Below are 21286 nucleotides of genomic sequence, written 5' to 3' on the forward strand. Positions count from 1 at the left end.
ATTTTTTTTATTTAGTTCTATCTCAATAAAAAAAATATAAAAGGGAATACGGTGAATGATGCAGGCGAATGTTAAGGAATCTTAATTTTCGTCAATATCGTTTCCGTATTCCCTTTTTCATTTTACATTAGACGATGTAGAATACTATGTAGACCATATCTTTAATTAAACAATATTCACATTTCCTGATGTGATCTTAACATTTTAATGCGATATTGCAATGATAAAACCTAGCACAAATCCAAAAACCTTATGTGTGGAATAGTAGCTTATATCGGGCAGAGAGAAGCCTACCCGGTAGTATTAAAAGGCCTCAAAAGACTGGAATACCGCGGATACGACAGCGCGGGAGTAGCCCTGATCAACAACGGGCTTCAAGTATACAAGAAAAAAGACAAAGTTGCCGCCCTCGAAGCATTTGTTGAGGGAAAAGACCTGAGGAGCCATATTGCCATCGGGCATACCCGCTGGGCTACACATGGTGAGCCATGCGACCGGAATGCGCATCCGCATTTATCAGGCGACGGTAAACTGGCCATGATCCACAATGGCATCATTGAAAACTATGTACAGCTGAAACAGGAGCTCGTCAATCAGGGCCACGTTTTTCATAGTGATACCGACACCGAAGTACTGCTTCATTTTATCGAGGAGATCAAAAAACAAAACCAGTGCTCACTGGAAGAAGCCCTGCGCATCGCTTTAAAAAGAGTAGTAGGCGCTTATGTGATTGTATTGATCGATGAAGAGAACCCCGATACACTGATCGCTGCCCGTAAGGGAAGTCCGCTCGTAATTGGCGTAGGCAAGGGCGAGCATTTCCTGGCCTCCGACGCCTCCCCCATCATTGAATACACCAAAGAAGTAGTGTATGTGAATGATTACGAAATTGCCATCATCAAAGCGGATGAGCTGATCCTGAAAAATATTTCCAATGAAAGGCAAACGCCTTACATTCAAAAGCTGGATATAGAGCTGGCCGCCATTGAGAAAGGAGGCTACGCACACTTCATGCTGAAAGAGATCTTTGAACAGCCCCAAACCATCTTCGATAGTTTACGCGGCCGTCTTGATGCAAAGAAAGGCACGCTCACCATGGGCGGTATGCGCGAATATGCGGATGTACTGAGCAATGCCAAACGTATCATCATTGTGGCCTGCGGCACCTCCTGGCACGCCGGCCTGGTGGCCGAATACATGATCGAAGAACTATGCCGTATCCCCGTGGAAGTGGAATACGCCTCCGAGTTCCGTTACCGTAACCCGGTTGTAGGCCCCGGCGATGTGATCATTGCCGTATCCCAATCCGGCGAAACTGCCGATACACTGGTGGCCATTGAAAGCGCCAAAGAAAAAGGCGCCATCATCCTTGGCGTTTGTAACGTAGTAGGTTCTTCCATTGCACGCTTATCTCACGCAGGCGCCTATACGCACGCAGGCCCTGAAATAGGCGTGGCCAGTACCAAGGCCTTCACCGCCCAGCTGGCAGTGCTTTGCCTGGTAGGCCTCAAACTGGCCGCCGATAAAGGCACCATCACTCCTCAAAGGTTCCAGCACCTGCTCGATGAACTGGAACAGGTTCCTGAAAAAGTAGCTACCTCCCTTAAACTGGATGACCAGATCAAACAGGTGGCTGATAAATATAAAGACGCACGCGATTTCCTCTACCTGGGTCGTGGATACAACTTCCCGGTAGCCCTGGAAGGAGCGCTTAAACTGAAAGAAATTTCCTACATCCACGCGGAGGGTTATCCCGCTGCGGAAATGAAGCATGGCCCTATTGCACTGGTAGATGAAAACCTGCCGGTAGTAATTGTTGCCACGAAAGACAGCTACTATGAAAAAGTAGTGTCCAACATCCAGGAAATCAAAGCCCGTAAAGGTAAAGTGATAGCCGTTGTAACAGAAGGCGACAACACCATCCCCCCTATGGCGGATGATGTGATTTTTGTGCCTGCGGCAGATGAAATGGTAGCACCCATCATCTCTGTAGTGCCGTTACAACTGCTCGCTTATCATATAGGCGTGCTCAAAGGCCTGGACGTTGATAAGCCCAGGAACCTTGCAAAATCAGTTACAGTAGAATAAAGAAAATGGAGATACCTTATCTGGTTATTTTATTATCTGCACGCATAATAAAATAACCAGATGGTCATTTCCCTAAATGATGTATCCTCATGAATAATATCCAAAAAAGACCCCTCTCTGATCTGGGGTATAATTTCATTGAAACCACGTTACCGGAAGGCAAAGACGAATACTATCTCCGTAATGAACAATGGAGCAGAAGAGACAAATACAGGAAATTAACCGCACATGAAATAGAATCGCTGGTACGTAATGATAATACCTCCGATGACTGGAATATTATTTTTGTTTCCGACGAATTTGATCCGCAACTGGTACAGCACTGCCACTTTTTCGGGATGGTGCGTATCGGCAAACTGGAGCCCTACTACCTGGAGTTCCACAACCTGCGGATGCCGGTAGGACTGTACAACAGCACCATCTGCGCCTGCGATTTCGGCGACAATGTAGTGGTGCATAATGTAAACTACCTGTCGCATTATATTCTCGGCAATGAAGTGATTGTAGCCAATGTAAATGAAATGGCTACCACTGATTACGCCAAATTCGGAAACGGCATCGTAAAGGAAGGGGAAAACGAAAGCGGGCGCATCTGGATGGAATTATGCAATGAAAACGGCGGCAGAAGCGTAATGCCGTTTGATGGCATGCTCCCCGGAGACGCTTACCTGTGGACCCGCTACCGCGACGATGAACAACTGCAGCAACAGTTCAAAACATTCACAGAAAAACAATTTGATAAAAAACGCGGCTACTATGGTATGGTAGGTGATCGTACAGTGATCAAGAACTGTAAGATGATCAAAGACGTTACCATTGGTACGGATGCTTACCTGAAAGGCGCCAACAAACTGAAAAACCTTACCATCAACAGCAACAGCAAAGCCTCTTCACAGATCGGTGAGGGCTGCGAAATGGTGAATGGTATAATTGGTTACGGCTGCCGCGTATTTTATGGCGTGAAAGCCGTTCGCTTTGTAATGGCCTCCCACTCACAACTGAAATACGGCGCCAGGCTGATCAACTCCTACCTTGGCAACAACGCCACTATTTCCTGCTGCGAAGTGCTCAACTCGCTCATCTTCCCCGCACATGAACAACATCATAATAACTCGTTCCTCTGTGCAGCGCTTATCATGGGGCAAAGCAATATGGCCGCCGGCGCTACCATCGGTTCCAATCACAACTCACGTGGGGCCGACGGTGAAATCATTGCCGGCAGGGGATTCTGGCCAGGCCTCTGCGTAAGCCTCAAACATAACTCCCGCTTCGCCAGCTTTACGCTCATTTCCAAAGGCAATTACATGTCGGAGCTGAATATCTCCATTCCATTCAGCCTGGTGGTAAACGACGAACATGAAAACCGCCTGAAAATAATGCCGGGCTACTGGTTCCTCTACAATATGTACGCTATTGCGCGCAACTCCTGGAAATATGTAGACCGCGACAAACGCACCGATAAACAACAACTCATTGAATACGATTACCTGGCCCCTGATTCGGTAGAGGAAATATTCCAGGCACTGGCCATCATGGAAACCGCCACCGGTAAAGCATGGTATGCCCTGGAGGAAAATATTCCCACAGGAGAGCTAACGGAACAGGATATACGCAATAAAGGAAAAGAACTGTTAAAAAATAACCCGGAAGAAGTAGCCGCACTGACCATTCTCTCCAAAGGTTTTGAAAACAGCTCCCGCGATGTGGAACTGCTGAAAGTACACAGGGCTTATCCATTGTTCAATGACATGGTGGTGCTGTATGCAGTAAAAAACATCCTGGCAGCAAAAAAATCTTCCTTTGCTGATTTACAGGATGCGGTTAAAACAGCCAAACGCGGCGATTGGCAAAACATTGGCGGGCAGCTGATGAAAGCAGAAACCGTGGCCGCCCTCAAAACAAAGATCCGGGAAAACAAGATCGCCAGCTGGCCTGAACTGCATACCGCCTATGAACAAATAGGCAAAGAATATGCAGCCGATAAATTACAACATGCCGTAGCCTGTTTACTGGAGCTCAAAAACAGCGATCTTTCCGCCGCTAACCTGGCGCAATGGATGAACGATTCCGTTGCTACCATGGAATGGATCACCGCACAGATCAGGCGCTCCAGGGAAAAGGATTATAAAAACCCTTTCCGTCAGCTGGCTTATGAAAGTGAGAAAGAAATGAACGCAGTAGTAGGCAGCCTGGAAGACAATAGTTTCATTAAACAAACCGCTGAAGACCTGGAAATATATAAATTGCAGGTAAATAAAACTATCAGCGAATGGCAGCTATAGAAAAAATAAGATGCAGCTGGTCCAACAAAGACAAGCTGTACCAGGATTACCACGATAAAGAATGGGGCACGCCCAGTCATGATGATCAGCATCTCTTCGAAATGTTATGTCTCGAAGGCGCACAGGCGGGCCTCAGCTGGTATACCGTACTTACCAAAAGAGAGAATTACCGCAAAGCCTTTGATAACTGGGATGCTAAAAAAATAGCGAAATACAGCGAAAAAAAGGTGGAGCAGCTGATGCAGAATGAAGGCATCATCCGCAACCGCCTTAAAATAAAGTCTGTTATCGGCAATGCAAAAGCATATCTCGCAGTTCAAAAGGAATTCGGCAGCTTCGACAAATACATCTGGTCATTTGTAAACCACAAACCCATCGTAAACTACTACCGTAAAGGCATGCCCGGCATTCCTGCCAAAACAGCCATTTCCGATGCCATGAGCAAAGACCTGCTGAAGCGGGGCTTCAAATTTGTGGGCTCCACTATCTGCTACGCCTATATGCAGGCTACCGGCATGGTGGATGACCACGCGGAGGATTGCTGGAAAAAATAGCGGGTTTTGTCTTGGAACCAAGACAAAATCCGCTACTCTATCCGCACCTCGCTGAGTGCTGCATTGTTGATGAAAGTGTGATCGGTGAGGGTATTCAAAAAGAAATACAGCTGCCGCTTTTCCTGGCCGGATAATTTAATTCCCTGTTTCACCAGCGGGTCGGTGGTGGGAGTAACCTTCACACCATGATCGTAGAAGTCAAATACCTGGAAAATATCGAAGAAACGGCCGTCGTGCATATAAGGGGCGCTTTTAAGGATATTGCGCAGGGAAGGTACTTTAAAATGAAGATTATCATCTGTGTTACCTGTGATCTTCATCCTGCCCACATCATTTAATGCAGGTAAATAAGGTAACCCGTTACTGCGGTAGGTCAGGTCGGTGAATAACGGTTCTTTATGGCAGGCCGCGCACTTATCCCGGAAAACGGTATACCCTGCATTTTCTTCTGCTGTAAAAGCCACACCAGGTATTTTCAGCATCACGCTATCGTACTTGGAACCCGCAGATACCATGGTGGCCACAAACTGTGTGAATGCCTTGAACATGCGCTCGCTGGTAATTTCTTCTGTACCAAAAGCGGCTTTGAACATCTTCCGGTACTGAGGGTCAGCCTGCATTTTCTGCATCAGTTCCTTCAGGTCTACCGCCATTTCGTTATGGTCCGTTAGGGGGGTGAGCGCCTGCAGTTCCAGGTGGTTTACACCGCCGTCCCACATGAATGCTTTTTGCCAGATCATATTAAAAAGCACCGGCACCGAGCGGATACCCTGCTGGCCTGCAACGCCATGCGCCAGTGCATGATCGAAATGGCCAAAGGCCGCAAACTGCTGGTGGCAGAAGCCACAGGAAACCGTGCTATCCTGCGAAAGACGATAATCATAAAACATAAACCGCCCCAATGCCACACCTGGTTTGGTAAGCGGGTTACGCGTAAAATCATATACCGGGCGGGGAAAGTGGGCAGGCAGCTGCAGCAAAAAAGGCTCGGGCCCTTTTGTTATGCGTTTCTTTGTGCCAGCCTGCACCAGCGCCAGTAGCAGGCAAAACGTCCCGATGATATATAATGCCCTTTGATTCAATGTGGTTAATTAGAGATGCCTGTTATGTTAAACATATGCTGGTAATTACCGGCTACCTGTCTTGCTTTTACTCCCGGCGCCATGATCACTGTTATCTTCTTAAAACTCACCGTATCAGGTAAAAACCATTTTTCCACGTTGGCTGTAAGATTGATCTGTGGCTGGCGCTCAGCCGGGACGGTGAGCGGCTCCGGAAGTGGCAGCGTTACATATTTCAACACCCCGTCTTTTGATTTATATCCCCCGCAATGAAATAGGAACTCCTGCATAGGTGTATTAACCGCAGGGGAATGGCCTTCTATCTGCGCCATGATATAGCCGCTGTTCCAGGTCCAGAACATACCGGTTTCCACCGCCAGCGCACCGGACTGCACACCGCTTACGTTACGGATACTGTCTACCCCGATCAGGAAACGGATGCTTTTATAGGTGCCGGCAGGGATACTGTCCAGCCGGATATTTTTTGAACTGTCAATGGCATCATCTACCAGGAAATAAGCCGGGGGTAAAGTGACCACACTCCCATCGCTGGTTTCCAGTGAAAAATTGCTGAGAAAATAACGGAAACGGCTGATCGTAAATGTTTCGCCGGATGCGTTGGTATAGGTAGCCTGGTTCCTTACCAGCGGCTGCTGCCCCATCAGATGGGTGAACGACAATTGCAGGGAAAGTACAGGCCCGGAACCGGCAGGCGCCCCGGCAAATAACGTGGTTATAACCAGGAACCAGCAAGCATAGGAAGCAAAAATCCGCAAAATCATGGTATCCTCTTTTGTGAAAGAAAGTTACAATGATTTTGCGGATTAAATATTAAAAAGAAGCCTCCGGCTAAACTCTCTTATATCCTTTCCAGCCGTATAAAAACACCACTACAAAGCAGAAAGCAGGAATGCCAAAGGAAATGGCAAGCGACTGCCACTCCGTTACAACCCCCATCAGGTAAGGAACAGAAGCCCCTCCCACAATAGACATTACCTGGAAAGAAGCGCCGCGTTTGGTATGCACGCCCAGGTCTTTAACCCCCAACGCAAAAATAGTGGGGAACATGATAGACATAAAAAAGAAAATAGCGATCAGCGCATATACGGAAGCCGCGCCATTGCCGGTCATTACAAAAACGCTTAACGCCACATTGATAAGGGCATAAACAGACAACAAATTATTGGGCGCTATTTTACGCATAAGCGCAGTGCCCACAAAACGGCCGCCCATGAATAATCCCAGTCCTACCGATAGCAGGTAGGAAGCGTTTTCCGTAGTGATTCCGTGCCAGTATGTGGTTACATAATTAATAAACAATGCGCCTACACCTACCTGCGCCGCTACATAAAAGAACTGCGCTATTACGCCCATTACAAAATGACGATGGGCAGAAAGCGGGCGGGTATCTGCCATTACTTCAGGACCTTCCTGTTCGGCCTCTTTGATTTCAGGCAATGGAGTTCTGTAGAAAAACCCTGCGATCAGCAGTACTACCACGCCTATTACAATGTAGGTGAGCTTCACGGTAGTAAGATCACCGCTGCCACTGCCAAAAAATAATTTACCGCCAATAATAGGACCCAGGAAAGATCCCAGCCCGTTAAAGCATTGTGATAAGTTCAGCCTTTGTTCAGATGTGGCCTTATCTCCCAGCACCGTTACATACGGATTGGCAGCCGTTTCCAGGCAGGCCAGCCCGCAGGCAAGAATAAATAATGCCAGCAGGAAAAAGTCGAAGCTCAGTGCTCCGGCTGCCGGGAAAAACAGGAAAGCACCAGTGGCATACAACAACAAACCGAGAATAATTCCTTTCTTATAACCAAACTTGTTCATAAACATACCTGCCGGTAATGCCATGAGGAAATAAGCCCCGAAATAAGCGCCCTGTAATAAAGTAGAACGTTTGGTAGTGATGTTTAATACCTCCTGGAAATGTTTGTTCAGTACATCCAGCAGCCCGTATGCCAGTCCCCATAAGAAAAATAGGCTGGTAACCAGGATCAGCGGGAACAAATAACTGCCCGGCTTTGCGCCTGTATCTTTATTGGTGGTATAGGTGGAATTACTTACTGCGCCTCCGGCCATAACGAAGAATTTAATGTTTCAGGTGATTGAATATTGTAACAGGTGTTGGCTCTTATCCTTAGCTGATGGATCTGTCGAGATGGGTATAACCACCATCTACGTATACAATTTGTCCGGTTGTATGAGAGGAACGTGGCGACAACAGGAACACGGTGCTGTTGGCAATTTCCGTGGATGTGGTCATTCTTTTTTCAAATGGAATTTTTGCGGTGATAGATGCCAGTTTTTCCTTTGGATTTGGCAATGAATTGATCCAGGTTTCATACAGCGGGGTCCATACTTCAGCAGGGATCACCGTGTTAACGCGGATAGAGTAAGGCAGCAGTTCCACGGCCCATTCACGGGTGAGCGCATTGATACCGCCCTTGGAAGCCGCATAGCCACTGGTATTACCCTGGCCGGTATCGGCTACTTTAGAACCGATGTTTACAATATTTCCCTTGGTGGCTTTCAGGTAAGGCAATGCAAAATGTGCCAGGTTGTAGTAATGCGATAAATTATTCTGCAGCGACAGCATAAATTTCTCCGGGCTGCCGCTTTCCAGTCCTACGCCATCATTGGCGCCGGCATTATTCACCAGGGCGTCTATTCTACCATACTTTGCTATTGTTTCAGAGATCACTTTTTTACAGTCTTCCACTTTTCCCAGTTCTGCCGTAATAGCCATGGCTTTACCGCCTGCGGCGATGATCTCGCCCACTGTTTTTTCATTATCGGCAGTACTGCGGCCGGCAATCACGCTGATGCCGCCTTCTGCCGCTACCAGCTTTGAAATAGCTTCCCCGATCCCTTTTGCACCACCGGTAACGATGATCACTTTCTCCTGTAACCCTAAATCCATAGTTTGTATGATATTATTTTTTATAGATGATAAAATGAGCGGGCATTGCCTCCCATTATCTGCTCTTGTTCACTTATTGATAATGTGCTGATAAAATCTGTTACCAGTTCTTTTACTTTACGGTACTTTGCTGCCACCAGGCACACGGGCCAGTCGGAGCCATATACCAGCCTGCCTGCACCAAAGGCTTCCAGCGCCACTTCCATAAAAGGCTGGAAATGTCCCGGCTCCCAGTGTTGCCAGTCGGCCTCCGTTACCATGCCGCTCAGTTTGCAGTATACATTGGGCGATTGTGCAATGCGGCGCATATGTGCTGCCCAGGCATCCAATTCTCCTGCTTTAATATCCGGCTTGGCCAGGTGGTCAATGATCAGCGCCTGTTCGGGGAACTGCTGCACAAATTCTTCTACCGCAGGTAACTGTTTCGGATATACGAGAATATCATAGGTGAACTGATGTTGCTGCAGCGCTTTGATACCGCGGCAGAAATGTTCACCGAGAATAAACCTGTTATCCGGTTCTCCCTGTACAATATGCCGGAAGCCTTTCAGTTTGGGATATGCGGCGTACTGTTCCAGTTGTTCACTGATATTGGCAGCGCGAAGGTCTGCCCATCCTACTACGCCTTTAATAAAATCATGCTTATCTGCCAGTGCCAGTAAAAAGGCAGTTTCATCTGCCGATTGATCGGCCTGAACCGCTATACAGCCATGTACCCCGTTGCCGGCCAGCACAGGAGCCAGGTCTTCCGGGTAAAAATCACGGCGGATCACCTGCATGGATTCATCTATCCATGCATGGCGTACAGGATCGTATTGCCAGAAATGCTGATGTGCGTCAATAACCATGTAAATATTTTTTTGCCGGGCGTCGGAAGTTACCGGCGCCCGGTATTCTTTACAATGCAAAAATCTGGTCCATAATGATCCACTTCTCTCCTTCTTTTGCTACCGGCAATGCCTGCTGGTATTTCCACATAAGCTGCTCCCACACCTGCACGGCAGGATTGGCTGCGTCCATGGCGTCTTTACGTTCAAAGGAAAAGGTATCATCTACTTCCATGATCATAAACAGGCGGTTACCCGCGCGGTAAATATCCATTACGGTAATACCGGCATCAGTAATGCTCTTTTTTATTTCAGGAGATACATTGCGGTGATGGGCTTCATACTCGCTGATCAGCTGCGGATCATCTACCAGATCCAGCGCCAGGCAATATCTTTTCATAATTACTGTTTATACGCTACAGCAGTTTGTTTGGAAGTACCTAATCCGTCGATACCCAGTTCAATCACATCCCCGGCTTTCAGGTATACCTGCGGGTTCATGCCCAGGCCTACACCAGCCGGTGTTCCGGTAGAGATCACATCTCCCGGGAGCAGGGTCATAAACTGGCTCAGGTAAGCCACTACGTAAGCTACATTAAAGATGAAGTTGGAGGTGTTGCCATCCTGCATTTTCTGACCGTTAACGGTAAGCCATAAACGAAGATTATTCACATCGGCAATTTCATCTTTGGTAGCCAGCCATGGGCCTAAAGGTGCAAACGTATCACAGCTCTTGCCTTTTACCCATTGTCCGTTTCTTTCGATCTGAAAGGCCCTTTCGCTATAGTCGTTATGCAAGCAGTAACCTGCTACATAGTCCATGGCGTCTTTTTCTTCCACATAACTGGCCTTTTTGCCAATTACTACTGCCAGTTCCACTTCCCAGTCGGTTTTCTGGCTGTTGCGTGGAATCACCAGGTCGTCGTTCGGACCTACCAGTGCGCTGGTACTTTTAAAGAACACGATAGGTTCTGCAGGAATGGCTGCATTGGTTTCACGCGCATGGTCTGCGTAGTTCAGCCCGATGCAGATAATTTTGGAAGGACGGAGGATAGGCGAGCCCAAACGGGTACCGGCAGGCACCTGCGGGCATTCCGCAGCATGTGCGCCATACCATTCAGATAAACGCGCCAGCCCATTGGTTTCAAAAAATTTCTCTCCAAAATCCTCACCGAATGCGCTCACATCAAACATTCCTGCTGCGGTGGCAACACCCGGTTTCTCTTCTCCCGGTAAACCAAACCTGATCAGTTTCATATCAATACTATTTATTTTCTTACTTAATTTCTTTCAGTGTTTTAATCTGTAGTCTTCCGCTTTCCACGTGCAGGTCGATCACCGGTTCTGCCTTTCCATCTTTTACAAAAGAGAAATACACATGATCATCCTGTCCTGTTGGCTGGATCACGCCTTTACTGCCGGAAGGCACGGGCATGAACATGCTTTTACGCAAACCGCCAAATTCCACGTACAGCTCCAGGCTGTCGGGCGAAGCATCCGGTTTTATTTCCACGATGAAATCCGCGAGGATATTACCGGACTGGAAGCTCTTTTTATATTGCTGCAACATTTCACCGCCGGCAGTCACCTTTCCAAGACCCAGTGTTCCTTCCATATACTCCCAGATAGGCTGAGGCGGCGTGGCGGCCCATAATATTTTCACATCTTTTTTGCTGTCTACAAAAGCGTGGTAATAACGTGGCTGATGGTTCGGTTTCATAACGCCGATATAACAGCTGTTGGGCTCATTCCATAATACCTTGTAAAGGTCCGATTCCGGTACATCCTTCAGGATGGCCTGTTCAAAGCTCTTTTCTTTTGTTCCTTCTTTTAGCTGAATCTTAATGTTGATCAGCGATGTATCTTTTTCCTTGTCTGAAAAGGTAACCGATATGGTACCTTCCGGTGTTGCCGGTTTTACTACAGATGCGGATTCCCCGGTAGCGGCTTCCTTGTTGGTACCGGAATTACAGGCAGATAATATGGCCAGTGCTAACGCCAGCCCTATTCGAAAATGTTGCATGATATAACTAAAAATTAATGAATGAATAACTTGAAAGATACGGGTAATCGTCCGCACTTTAAAACACACATCGCATTAATTCTTAGTTATTCAACCTGATAAAACCACCATCAATCGGGTAGTCGGTGCCGGTAATAAAACCTGCTTCATCGGAGCACAGGTATAACGCCAGGTTACCTACTTCCACGGGTTTGGCCATACGGCCTATCGGTTGGGTTTTACTCAGTTTTTCAAACATCTCCGCTTCTTTGCCCGGGTAGTTCTTGGCAATAAACCCATCCACAAACGGAGTGTGCACTCTTGCGGGCGACACACAGTTGCAGCGGATATTAGCGCCGAGATAATCCTTAGCCACGGATAACGTCATGGTCAGTACCGCGCCTTTACTCATAGAGTAGGCCAGTCTGTCCGGTATACCCACACTGGAGGCGATGGAAGCCACATTCAGGATCACGCCGCCGCCCTGTGCTTTCATCTGTTTGATCACTGCATACATACAGTTATAGGTGCCCTTTACATTTACCTGGTACACCCTGTCGAAGTCCTGTTCAGCGGTATTTTCAAGGTTACCCACATGGGCAATGCCCGCGCAGTTCACCAGGATATCCAGCTTACCCGCGGTTTTCACAATCCCATCCATTACGCCGATCACGGCTGCCTGGTCGGCCACGTTACACGCATGCACGGTCGCCTGGCCGCCTGCTGTCCTGATTTCTTCTGCTGTAGCTTTACCACCATCTTCATTCAGCTCCAGGATATGCACCTGCGCACCCCGTGCCCCGAATGTTTTTGCAATTGCCTGTCCTATGCCGCTACCGCCACCGGTGATAACCGCTACTTTATTATCTAATCTGAACAGTTCCATCGTATAAAAATTTAAGGGTTCTAAAATACCTATTAATATAAGGTGATTGCAATTGTATTTTCACTGTATTTCATACTTTCTTGCCTAATTTTCATAAAATTCAATAAGCCGGACCAAATCCGGGGCTTTTTCTGCAATTTTAAGCATATGAGAATAATACTGTTAACAGCGCTCCTGTGGAGCATCTCCCGCCAGCTGCCTGCCCAGAAAATACCGGTTAATAAATACGGGCTCGCCGTTCTGGGCACTAAACAACAATATACACAGCTGGTAAAAGCCGACAGCAACCAGCAACTGGTAAATCTTGAAAAGTATATCCCGGGTATTAAAAAAGATGTGCGTTACGCTACCACGAATAATTTCACCAAACAGCAATTATACACCAACACCGCAATTTACCTCCGCCTGCCTGCGGCCAAAGCATTAAAAGCAGTGCAGGAATCGCTGCGGAAAAAAGGATATGGCCTCCTTATTTACGATGCCTATCGTCCTTATCATGTAACGGAAGCAATGTTTAAAATAGTTCCCAACGACCTGTATGCTGCCGATCCCCGCAAAGGGTCGGGACATAACCGCGGCGTAGCCATAGATCTCAGTATGGTTAACCTCAAAACAAACAAGCCCGTGGCTATGCCTACGGACTTCGACGATTTTACCATGAAAGCACATGAGAACTACTCCCCTCCGGACCCCACAGTGGCGGCTAACCGCAAATTGCTGAGAGATACCATGCGGCAACACGGCTTTAAAGGAAGCTCTACAGAATGGTGGCACTTCTATCTCCCTGATTATAAAAAATACCCGCTGATGGATATTCCCTTTGCAGATTTTGTCCTGGAATAAAACAATACCCGCATCGCCGGAGGCGATCAGGGGATTGTTATCGTATCCACGCGGTTGGCAATTCCGTCCCACTTCAGGTAATAGGTACCATTACCGGGAGGAACAAAAGAATAGGTTTTTGTTTGCGTAATAAATGCCTGGGTACAGATGGTACAGGTATTAAAAAGATATTCCGCTTTCAATACCACGGTATCCCTGTTTTTGGAAGCCACTATTTTATTAATGGAGTAACAAGAATTATTAAAAATGCAGCTTACATCATAAAAAACACCATTCTGCCCACTCGCATTACCAGAGCTTTTCCCGAGGTATTTCGCCCCCTGAACGGGCACCCATCCGTATTGAGAGCAATTATCCGCTTCTTTGCTGCAGGCGGCAAAAAATAAAATAACCAGGAGTAAGGGAATTGTTTTCATCAGGGTTTATTTCACGCCTGTAAAACGGGGAGAGCAAAGCAAAGGTTACAGCGCGGATTTTGTCTTGGAACACTGATTACGCTAATTTTGATGATTAGTTTGATTTTTACTTTTTGAATTTTATAAATAGTTAAGGGAGATATAGGCGGGTATATTCGCGTATATCTCCCTCATTTATCATAAAACGCTAAAAAGATATCAATGTAATCATCAAAATTAGCGTAATCAGTGTTCCAAGACAAAATCCGCGGCGATCCTAGTATATTTTATTCAGCGCATCTACGTAAGCATGTACGGAAGCGTTCACAATGTCGGTAGAAATACCGAAACCATAATACGACTGCCCGTTATGCTTTACCCTCATATTCACTTTACTTACATCTTCACTACCGCCGCGCATGGATTGAATATTGAATTCATCCAGTTCGATATCGTCTTTAATAATATCGTGGATAGCATTGATGGTAGCATTTACCGGGCCGTTACCGGCAGCGCTGGCTTCTTTTTCTTCGCCGTTAATGCGCAGCTTAACAGTAGCCATAGGGCGGAGCGGATCACCGCATACCACCTGCAGTAAGGTTACCTTAATAGCATTATCACCATAGGTTTGAGCATCGCCATCACCCATCAGTTCCAGCAGGTCCGCATCGTTGATTTCCTTTTTGGTATCCGCCATCAGCAGGAAGCGTTGATACACCTCATCGATGTTCACTTTTTCGAGGTTGTATCCGAGCCTCGACAAATGATGTTTCAGCGCATGGCGGCCGCTGCGGGCGGTGAGGATAATAGAGTTGGAGTTGATGCCTACATCTTCAGGGTTCAGGATCTCGTAGTTCTCACGGTGTTTCAGCACACCGTCCTGGTGAATACCGGAGCTGTGCGCAAAAGCATTGCGGCCCACAATGGCTTTGTTGGGCTGTACCGGCATGTGCATCATGGTTTCCACGAGATTGCTGATTTCGTAGATACCTTTTGAATTGATCTGGGTATGATATCCCAGCGCATGATGCGTTTTCAGGATCATGGCCACTTCTTCCAGGGAGGTGTTACCGGCGCGCTCACCGATACCATTGATGGTACACTCCACCTGTCGGGCACCGTTGATAACGCCTGCAATGGTATTGGCGGTAGCCAGACCGAGGTCGTTATGACAGTGAACAGAGATGATGGCCTTATCGATATTGGAAACATTGTCTACAAGGTACTTGATCTTTGCGCCGTACTGGTCGGGCAGGCAGTAACCGTTGGTATCCGGGATGTTAACGGTGGTAGCACCGGCAGCGATCACCGCTTCGATCATGCGGGCCAGGTATTCATTGTCAGCGCGACCGGCATCTTCTGCATAAAATTCCACATCATCGGTAAACTTGCGGGCATAGGAAACAGCGGCTACTGCACGCTGTAAAATTTCCTCGCGGGTACTGTTGAATTTGTATTTGATATGCATATCGGAAGAACCGATACCAGTATGGATACGCTTACGTTTTGCAAAGCGCAGGGCATCTGCCGCAGCGTCTATATCTTTATTATTGGCGCGGGTAAGCGCGCATATTACCGGTTCACTTACAGCTTTGGATATTTCCACCACGCTCTGGAAGTCGCCGGGACTGGAGATGGGGAAACCTGCTTCAATAATATCTACACCGAGTGCTTCGAGTTTTTTGGCTACTTCAATTTTTTCAACGGTTGTCAGCTGACAGCCAGGGACCTGTTCTCCATCACGCAAGGTGGTATCAAAGACGTATACACGATTTTTATCCATGATAGTGTAATAATTTTATTGAATGATTAATTCAGATTCTCTAATACTTTGGCGCCCATAGCGTCGGTGCCCATAATGAAATCGTTCACCGTATGTTTGTTGGCGATATCCATTGTTCTGTAGCCTTGTCTGAGCGTAGCTTCCACCGCCTTGATCACGCGTTGTGATTCTGTTTTCAGGCCAAAGGAAATATCCAGCATAAGGGCGGCAGATAAGATAGACGCCAGCGGATTGGCAATGCCTTTACCGGCGATGTCATGCGCAGATCCGTGGATGGGCTCATAAAAACCGGTGCTGTCCCCCACAGAGGCGGATGCCAGCATCCCCATTGAACCGGCGATCTGTGACGCTTCATCGGTAAGGATATCGCCAAACAGGTTACCTGTAACTACCACATCAAAGCGTTTCGGATCTTTGATGAGCTGCATGGCGGCATTGTCAATGAACATATGTTCTGTTTCCACATCCGGATATTCTTTTGCCACTTCCTGTACTACTTCCCTCCACAGGCGGCTTGCTTCCAGTACGTTTGCCTTATCCACAGAGCATAGTTTTTTGCGACGGGTGCGTGCAGCTTCATATGCCTTGCGCGCTATACGCTCCACTTCATAGCGATGATAGATCATCAGGTCGGAAGCCGTGTTACGGTCGGCAGTCCTTACCTTTTCACCGAAATATACATCACCGGTGAGCTCCCGGAAAAAGAGAATATCAGAACCACGGAGTATTTCAGGTTTAATACTGGATGCTTCCAGCAGTTCATCAAATAACTTTATCGGGCGGAGATTTGCATACAATCCCAGTTCTTTCCTGATCTTCAGCAAACCTTGTTCAGGCCGTACTTTCAGGGTAGGATCGTTATCGTATTTAGCATGACCGATAGCGCCGAACAGGATAGCATCAGAGTTCCTTGCTTTCTGCAGTGTTTCTTCAGGTAGCGGATCTCCGGTGGCTTCAATGGCTACGTGGCCCATAATACCTTCTTCAAAGGTAAAAGTGTGATGATAATTTTTGGCTATCGTTGTCAGCACTTTTTGTCCCCATGCCGTCACTTCCTGTCCGATCCCATCTCCTGGTATAACTAGTATTTTCTTCTCAACGCCCATATATGTTTTTAGCTTTTAGTATTTGGCTTTTTGATGGTTAGAAATTATATGTTCTTGTGGTTTCATATTGTTCTATTTCCTTACGGAGGCTCAGCAGGTAGTCGATATCATCATACCCGTTGAGCAGGCATGTTTTTTTGTACTGGTTGATATCAAAATCCTCCTTTTCTCCGGTACTTACAATTTTTATGAACTGGTTTTCCAGGTCTACTTCCAGCTGTGCTTTAGGATCCGCTTCTATGGCTTTAAAGATACGGTCCAGGAAGCCTTCTGATACCTGGACAGGCAAAATAAATGTATTAAGGGCGTTATTTTTAAAGATATCTGCAAAGAAACTGCTTACCACTACTTTAAAGCCGGCATCTGCAATGGCCCAGGCGGCGTGCTCCCGGGAGGAACCGCAACCAAAGTTTTTACCACCCACCAGGATCTGGCCGCTGTAAACAGGGTTGTTCATTACAAAATCAGCCTTCGGCGTATTATCGGGGTTATAGCGCCAGTCGCGGAACAGGTTTTCACCAAAGCCTTCGCGGGTAGTGGCTTTCAGGAAGCGCGCCGGGATGATCTGGTCTGTATCTATATTTTCGATGGGTACAGGTACCGCAGATGAAACGAGGTGTTGAAATATTTTACTCATGTTGATTTTCCAGTTTAAATTTTTGTGGCAGCCACCCGCAGGCGCACGTAGTCTGCATACAATTCGCCGTTCTTCATCAGGTGCGGCGCCAGCTCATACTGTACCTGCTGCAGGATGGCGTTCTTATCTTTCTCCGGCACACCGGCAAAAAAGTGGGCGCCAAACATTTCCAGCCAGTCGATGATGCCTGTTTCCGGGTTCACCAGTTTCGACGGACGGTCAAAAAAATGTACCCTGTCTATTTTAAAGCCTTCCTTTTCCAAAAGGGGAATATATTCTGCCGGTGAAGGGAAATACCAGAACGGTTCGTAGGTGTAACCCCGCTGCTGCATGGCTTTTTCCAGGTAAGTAAGGATCTGCTGCACATTGCCTTTGCCACCCATTTCAATCACCAGCCGTCCGCCCTTTTTCAGTTGTGCGTACATGCGGCTGATAGCCTTTTCCTTTTCGCGTACCCAGTGAAGGGTGGCATTGGAAAAGATACCATCGAACAGCTGTGGCAGTGAAAAGGTAGTAGCGTCGGCCACTTCAAAGGTAATACCCGGGTAGTGCGCACGGGCGCTTTCTATCATGGCGGCGGAAGCGTCTATTCCTGTTACGGTGGCGCCTTTTTGCGCCAGTTGCGCCGTAAGCTCTCCTGTACCGCAGCCCAGGTCCAGGATGTTTTCCCCCGACTGTGGCTGTAACCAGTCGATCAGGCTGTTGCCATATTCAAACACGAAGGCGTGTTTCTCTTTGTATAAATCAGCGTTCCATTGGTCCATAGCTTCCGGCTTTTATTAACTGTTTACCAGCAATTCCCTTACATCTGTTACTTTACCCGTAATGGCTGCAGCCGCCGCGGTGAGCGGGCTGGCCAGGAAGGTCCGGGCATTGGGGCCCTGGCGGCCTTCAAAGTTACGGTTGGAGGTAGAAATGCAGTACATACCCGCAGGCACTTTGTCTTCGTTCATGGCCAGGCAGGCGGAGCAGCCTGGTTCGCGCAGCTGGAAACCGGCTTCGGCAAATATTTTATCGATACCTTCTTCCATCGCCTGGGCTTCTACCTGTTTGGAGCCGGGCACGATCCATACCACCACATCATCGGCTTTATGTTTGCCTTTTACAAAATCTGCTACCAGGCGTAAGTCTTCAATACGGGAGTTGGTGCAGCTGCCAATGAATACATAATCTATTTTTTTACCCAGCAGTTCAGCCCCGGGTTGCAGGTCCATATATTCCAGCGACTTTTTAAAAGAGGGTCTTTCCTTTTCGTCGAGCTGGTCCAGGGCAGGGATGTGGCGGGTAACGCCCATGCCCATACCCGGATTGGTACCATAGGTGATCTGCGGCTCTATATCGGCGGCATCAAAGGTGAGTACCTTATCAAATTCGGCATCGCTGTCGGAGTACAGGGTTTTCCAGTATTCGAGGGATTTGTCCCAGTCCGCTCCTTTGGGAGCAAACTCACGGCCTTTGATATAATCGAAAGTAGTTTCGTCGGGAGCGATCAGTCCCCCGCGGGCGCCCATCTCGATACTCATATTACAGATGGTCATACGGGCTTCCATGCTAAGGCTGCGGATAGCTTCCCCTGCATATTCCACGAAGTAACCGGTAGCGCCGGAGGCGGATATTTTGGAGATAATATAAAGAATGATGTCTTTAGAAAGTACGCCCTTGCCCAGTTGCCCGTTCACTTCGATCTTCATCCGCTTAGGCTTGTACTGCAAAATGCACTGGGTGGCCAGCACCTGTTCCACTTCGGAGGTACCGATACCGAAAGCAACCGCGCCAAAAGCACCGTGGGTGCTGGTGTGGCTATCGCCGCAAACGATGGTCATACCCGGGAGGGTAATTCCCAGCTCCGGTCCTATTACATGCACTATGCCCTGGAACCGGTGGCCCAGTCCATATAGCTCCACGCCAAACTCGGCTGTATTTTTAGTGAGCATTTCCACCTGGTGCCGGCTCAATGCTTCTTTAATAGGCTGGTCCTGGTGCAGGGTAGGTACGTTGTGGTCGGCGGTAGCCCTGGTCTTAGCCGGGCGGAACACCGGGATGCCACGCTTGCGGAGCCCGTCAAATGCCTGGGGGCTCGTTACCTCGTGAATAAAGTGCGTGTTGATATACACGGCATCGGGATGCCCCGGCTTGCTCACCACGATGTGGCTGTCCCAGATTTTATCAAATAACGTTTTTCCCATCCTTTTGCTTCCTTTTATAATTGTTTATACCTTCAAATCTAATGGTCATTAATTAATTGCCATATCGCTAAATTTGCTTTAATTACAACCTTTAAACACCTCTGATACACATTAAAATACTGTTTATCAATTATTTACAAGATTTTAATAACGATGCCCAACAGTCAAAGTGATGCATTATTCATATTAATAAAAACCTTAACAAAAGCAGAAAAACGCAATTTTCAGCTCGCGTTCAATAAAAACAATACCAAAGAGGACGTACTTTTTATCCAGTTGTTCAACACGCTGGACAAAATGAAGGACTATGATGAAGAGCAGATCCTGAAGAAAATAACCGATATCAAAAAGCAGCAGCTGTCGAACGTAAAAGCACATCTTTACAAACACCTGTTGTCCAGCCTGCGGCAGTTATATAAACAAAAAGACCCCCTGATCGACCTGCGCGAGCAGCTGGATCATGCGCGGGTGCTGTATAATAAAGGACTGTATAACCAGAGCCTGAAAATACTGGCCAAAGCCAAAACCATGGCGCAGGAACAGGAAGAGGTAATGCTCACCTATGAAATTGTGGAGTTCGAAAAACTGATTGAGTCACGCCATATCACACGGAGCCTGGAAAACAGGGCGGAGGTGCTGAGCACGGAGTCCAGGCAAATTGAGCAGCAGCTTACCAATATCAGCCGCCTCTCTACCCTTTCCCTGCGGATGTATGGCCTGTATCTGAAGCTGGGCCATGCGCGCAACGAGCGCGACGCTGAAATGGTGAAGTCCTTTTTTGAAAGCCAGCTGCCGGCATTGCAGCATGCGCACATGAGCTTTTATGAAAAAGTGTACATGTACCAGGCATCAAGCTGGTACTACTATATTTTGCAGGACTTTGTGATGTATTACCGCTACACGCAGAAGTGGGTGGACCTGTTCCGTAAATACCCCTCGCTGCAGCAAACGGATATGGACCTGTACATCAAAGCACAGCATAACCTGCTCACTGCGCATTTTTATACTTCCAATTTTGAAAAATTCAAGGCGGCGCTGTGCGACCTGGAAGAATTTATCCGCGACAACCAGGATAATTTCCATGAAAACACCCGTACATCGGCATTTGTATACCTGTACACCGCGAAAATAAACCGTTACTTCCTGGAAGGCACATTCAGCCAGGGTTTGGCGATGGTGCCCGAACTGGAAACAGAGATCAGCAAACATACCCTGAAAATAGACCAGCATCGCGTGCTGGTATTCTACTATAAGATTGCCTGCTTATATTTTGGTAGTGGCGATAACGATAAAGCCATCGTTTATCTTAATAAAATTATCAATTTAAAGATCGGCAACCTCCGGGCAGATATCCAATGCTTTGCACGTATCCTGCATCTCATTGCTCATTATGAACTGGAGAACTACAGTTTGGTAGAATACCTGATCAAATCTGTTTACCATTTCATTTCAAAGCACAAGGATCTTGGCCTGGTGATGGAAGAGATCATGAAATTCCTCCGCCGTTATATTTATGCCAATCCCAAAGCGCTGCGCAATGCCTTTGTGGATCTGAAAGACCGGCTGGAACAGATTTCAGAGGATCCGTACGAACGCCGTTCCTTCCTTTACCTGGATATTATTTCCTGGCTGGAAAGCAAGATTGAAGGCATACCGGTACAGGAAGTGATCCACCGGAAATTTGTGAATAAAGAGAAACGCATTTAA

Annotated in this window: 20 protein-coding genes; 5 read left to right on the forward strand and 15 right to left on the reverse strand. The window is 47.4% G+C overall.

What is annotated here, in order from left to right:
- Positions 1-252 precede the first annotated feature (252 nt).
- The 3 genes from glmS (at position 253) to FN124_RS03205 (ending at position 4924) form a co-directional block, all read left to right on the forward strand.
- Positions 253-2088, forward strand: coding sequence for a glutamine--fructose-6-phosphate transaminase (isomerizing) (glmS, locus tag FN124_RS03195; protein WP_142683341.1), 1836 nt, complete (start codon positions 253-255; stop codon positions 2086-2088).
- Between the two features lie 89 nt (positions 2089-2177).
- Positions 2178-4370 (forward strand): DUF4954 family protein, encoded by a 2193-nt coding sequence (locus FN124_RS03200; protein WP_142683342.1) that lies wholly within the window; start codon positions 2178-2180, stop codon positions 4368-4370.
- Positions 4358-4924 (forward strand): DNA-3-methyladenine glycosylase I, encoded by a 567-nt coding sequence (locus FN124_RS03205; protein WP_142683343.1) that lies wholly within the window; start codon positions 4358-4360, stop codon positions 4922-4924. Before FN124_RS03200 ends, FN124_RS03205 begins: the two co-directional genes overlap by 13 nt.
- Before the next feature lie 32 nt (positions 4925-4956).
- Here FN124_RS03205 and FN124_RS03210 read toward each other — a convergent pair whose 3' ends face one another.
- The 9 genes from FN124_RS03210 to FN124_RS03250 form a co-directional block, all read right to left on the reverse strand.
- Complete coding sequence (locus tag FN124_RS03210; RefSeq protein ID WP_142683344.1) at positions 4957-6006, reverse strand: cytochrome-c peroxidase; 1050 nt, start codon at positions 6004-6006, stop codon at positions 4957-4959.
- Between the two features lie 5 nt (positions 6007-6011).
- The gene (locus FN124_RS03215; RefSeq protein ID WP_142683345.1) at positions 6012-6767 is read right to left on the reverse strand and encodes an MbnP family protein; all 756 of its coding nucleotides are present in this window, start codon (positions 6765-6767) and stop codon (positions 6012-6014) included.
- A gap of 67 nt (positions 6768-6834) precedes the next feature.
- Entirely contained in the window at positions 6835-8073 is a 1239-nt protein-coding gene (locus tag FN124_RS03220; protein ID WP_142683346.1) for a sugar MFS transporter, read from the reverse strand.
- A 58-nt stretch (positions 8074-8131) separates the two neighbouring features.
- On the reverse strand, positions 8132-8914 hold the full coding sequence (locus tag FN124_RS03225) for an L-fucose dehydrogenase (RefSeq protein WP_142683347.1): 783 nt from the start codon (positions 8912-8914) through the stop codon (positions 8132-8134).
- 20 nt (positions 8915-8934) lie between these two features.
- On the reverse strand, positions 8935-9762 hold the full coding sequence (locus tag FN124_RS03230; RefSeq protein WP_142683348.1) for an amidohydrolase family protein: 828 nt from the start codon (positions 9760-9762) through the stop codon (positions 8935-8937).
- Positions 9763-9811: 49 nt separating this feature from the next.
- A complete protein-coding gene (locus FN124_RS03235) occupies positions 9812-10141 on the reverse strand; it encodes an L-rhamnose mutarotase (RefSeq protein ID WP_142683349.1) in 330 nt (109 codons plus the stop codon).
- 2 nt (positions 10142-10143) lie between these two features.
- Positions 10144-10998, reverse strand: coding sequence for a fumarylacetoacetate hydrolase family protein (locus FN124_RS03240; RefSeq protein WP_142683350.1), 855 nt, complete (start codon positions 10996-10998; stop codon positions 10144-10146).
- A 19-nt stretch (positions 10999-11017) separates the two neighbouring features.
- Entirely contained in the window at positions 11018-11764 is a 747-nt protein-coding gene (locus tag FN124_RS03245) for a hypothetical protein (protein WP_142683351.1), read from the reverse strand.
- Positions 11765-11846: 82 nt separating this feature from the next.
- Positions 11847-12629: an SDR family NAD(P)-dependent oxidoreductase gene (locus tag FN124_RS03250; protein WP_221887717.1), complete on the reverse strand. Its 783-nt coding sequence runs from the start codon at positions 12627-12629 to the stop codon at positions 11847-11849.
- A 147-nt stretch (positions 12630-12776) separates the two neighbouring features.
- Here FN124_RS03250 and FN124_RS03255 point away from each other — a divergent pair, with 147 nt between their 5' ends.
- Entirely contained in the window at positions 12777-13472 is a 696-nt protein-coding gene (locus FN124_RS03255) for a M15 family metallopeptidase (RefSeq protein ID WP_142683352.1), read from the forward strand.
- 26 nt (positions 13473-13498) lie between these two features.
- Here the strand turns inward: FN124_RS03255 and FN124_RS03260 are convergent, their stop codons facing one another.
- From FN124_RS03260 to leuC, 6 genes are all read right to left on the reverse strand, one after another.
- Positions 13499-13888, reverse strand: coding sequence for a hypothetical protein (locus tag FN124_RS03260; RefSeq protein WP_142683353.1), 390 nt, complete (start codon positions 13886-13888; stop codon positions 13499-13501).
- Between the two features lie 256 nt (positions 13889-14144).
- On the reverse strand, positions 14145-15650 hold the full coding sequence (locus FN124_RS03265) for a 2-isopropylmalate synthase (RefSeq protein WP_142683354.1): 1506 nt from the start codon (positions 15648-15650) through the stop codon (positions 14145-14147).
- A 26-nt stretch (positions 15651-15676) separates the two neighbouring features.
- A complete protein-coding gene (gene leuB, locus FN124_RS03270; protein ID WP_142683355.1) occupies positions 15677-16756 on the reverse strand; it encodes a 3-isopropylmalate dehydrogenase in 1080 nt (359 codons plus the stop codon).
- Between the two features lie 37 nt (positions 16757-16793).
- Entirely contained in the window at positions 16794-17393 is a 600-nt protein-coding gene (gene leuD / locus FN124_RS03275; protein ID WP_142683356.1) for a 3-isopropylmalate dehydratase small subunit, read from the reverse strand.
- A gap of 14 nt (positions 17394-17407) precedes the next feature.
- Entirely contained in the window at positions 17408-18157 is a 750-nt protein-coding gene (locus FN124_RS03280) for a class I SAM-dependent methyltransferase (RefSeq protein WP_142683357.1), read from the reverse strand.
- Positions 18158-18172: 15 nt separating this feature from the next.
- The gene (gene leuC / locus FN124_RS03285) at positions 18173-19579 is read right to left on the reverse strand and encodes a 3-isopropylmalate dehydratase large subunit (protein WP_142683358.1); all 1407 of its coding nucleotides are present in this window, start codon (positions 19577-19579) and stop codon (positions 18173-18175) included.
- A gap of 153 nt (positions 19580-19732) precedes the next feature.
- On the opposite strand from leuC, the gene FN124_RS03290 reads away from it, so the two are divergent.
- A complete protein-coding gene (locus FN124_RS03290) occupies positions 19733-21286 on the forward strand; it encodes a hypothetical protein (protein WP_142683359.1) in 1554 nt (517 codons plus the stop codon).

Source organism: Chitinophaga polysaccharea, from assembly GCF_902150045.1.
Classification (GTDB): domain Bacteria; phylum Bacteroidota; class Bacteroidia; order Chitinophagales; family Chitinophagaceae; genus Chitinophaga; species Chitinophaga polysaccharea_A.

Bases quoted from the DNA above. Each gene is read 5' to 3' on its own strand.
- FN124_RS03250 (WP_221887717.1), bottom strand. From the start codon at position 12,629: ATGGAACTGTTCAGATTAGATAATAAAGTAGCGGTTATCACCGGTGGC.
- FN124_RS03230 (WP_142683348.1), bottom strand. From the start codon at position 9,762: ATGGTTATTGACGCACATCAGCATTTCTGGCAATACGATCCTGTACGC.
- FN124_RS03280 (WP_142683357.1), bottom strand. From the start codon at position 18,157: ATGGACCAATGGAACGCTGATTTATACAAAGAGAAACACGCCTTCGTG.
- leuB (WP_142683355.1), bottom strand. From the start codon at position 16,756: ATGGGCGTTGAGAAGAAAATACTAGTTATACCAGGAGATGGGATCGGA.
- FN124_RS03205 (WP_142683343.1), top strand. From the start codon at position 4,358: ATGGCAGCTATAGAAAAAATAAGATGCAGCTGGTCCAACAAAGACAAG.
- leuD (WP_142683356.1), bottom strand. From the start codon at position 17,393: ATGAGTAAAATATTTCAACACCTCGTTTCATCTGCGGTACCTGTACCC.
- FN124_RS03290 (WP_142683359.1), top strand. From the start codon at position 19,733: ATGCCCAACAGTCAAAGTGATGCATTATTCATATTAATAAAAACCTTA.
- FN124_RS03245 (WP_142683351.1), bottom strand. From the start codon at position 11,764: ATGCAACATTTTCGAATAGGGCTGGCGTTAGCACTGGCCATATTATCT.
- leuC (WP_142683358.1), bottom strand. From the start codon at position 19,579: ATGGGAAAAACGTTATTTGATAAAATCTGGGACAGCCACATCGTGGTG.
- FN124_RS03220 (WP_142683346.1), bottom strand. From the start codon at position 8,073: ATGGCCGGAGGCGCAGTAAGTAATTCCACCTATACCACCAATAAAGAT.
- FN124_RS03235 (WP_142683349.1), bottom strand. From the start codon at position 10,141: ATGAAAAGATATTGCCTGGCGCTGGATCTGGTAGATGATCCGCAGCTG.
- FN124_RS03260 (WP_142683353.1), bottom strand. From the start codon at position 13,888: ATGAAAACAATTCCCTTACTCCTGGTTATTTTATTTTTTGCCGCCTGC.
- FN124_RS03255 (WP_142683352.1), top strand. From the start codon at position 12,777: ATGAGAATAATACTGTTAACAGCGCTCCTGTGGAGCATCTCCCGCCAG.
- FN124_RS03225 (WP_142683347.1), bottom strand. From the start codon at position 8,914: ATGGATTTAGGGTTACAGGAGAAAGTGATCATCGTTACCGGTGGTGCA.
- FN124_RS03200 (WP_142683342.1), top strand. From the start codon at position 2,178: ATGAATAATATCCAAAAAAGACCCCTCTCTGATCTGGGGTATAATTTC.
- glmS (WP_142683341.1), top strand. From the start codon at position 253: ATGTGTGGAATAGTAGCTTATATCGGGCAGAGAGAAGCCTACCCGGTA.
- FN124_RS03240 (WP_142683350.1), bottom strand. From the start codon at position 10,998: ATGAAACTGATCAGGTTTGGTTTACCGGGAGAAGAGAAACCGGGTGTT.
- FN124_RS03215 (WP_142683345.1), bottom strand. From the start codon at position 6,767: ATGATTTTGCGGATTTTTGCTTCCTATGCTTGCTGGTTCCTGGTTATA.
- FN124_RS03265 (WP_142683354.1), bottom strand. From the start codon at position 15,650: ATGGATAAAAATCGTGTATACGTCTTTGATACCACCTTGCGTGATGGA.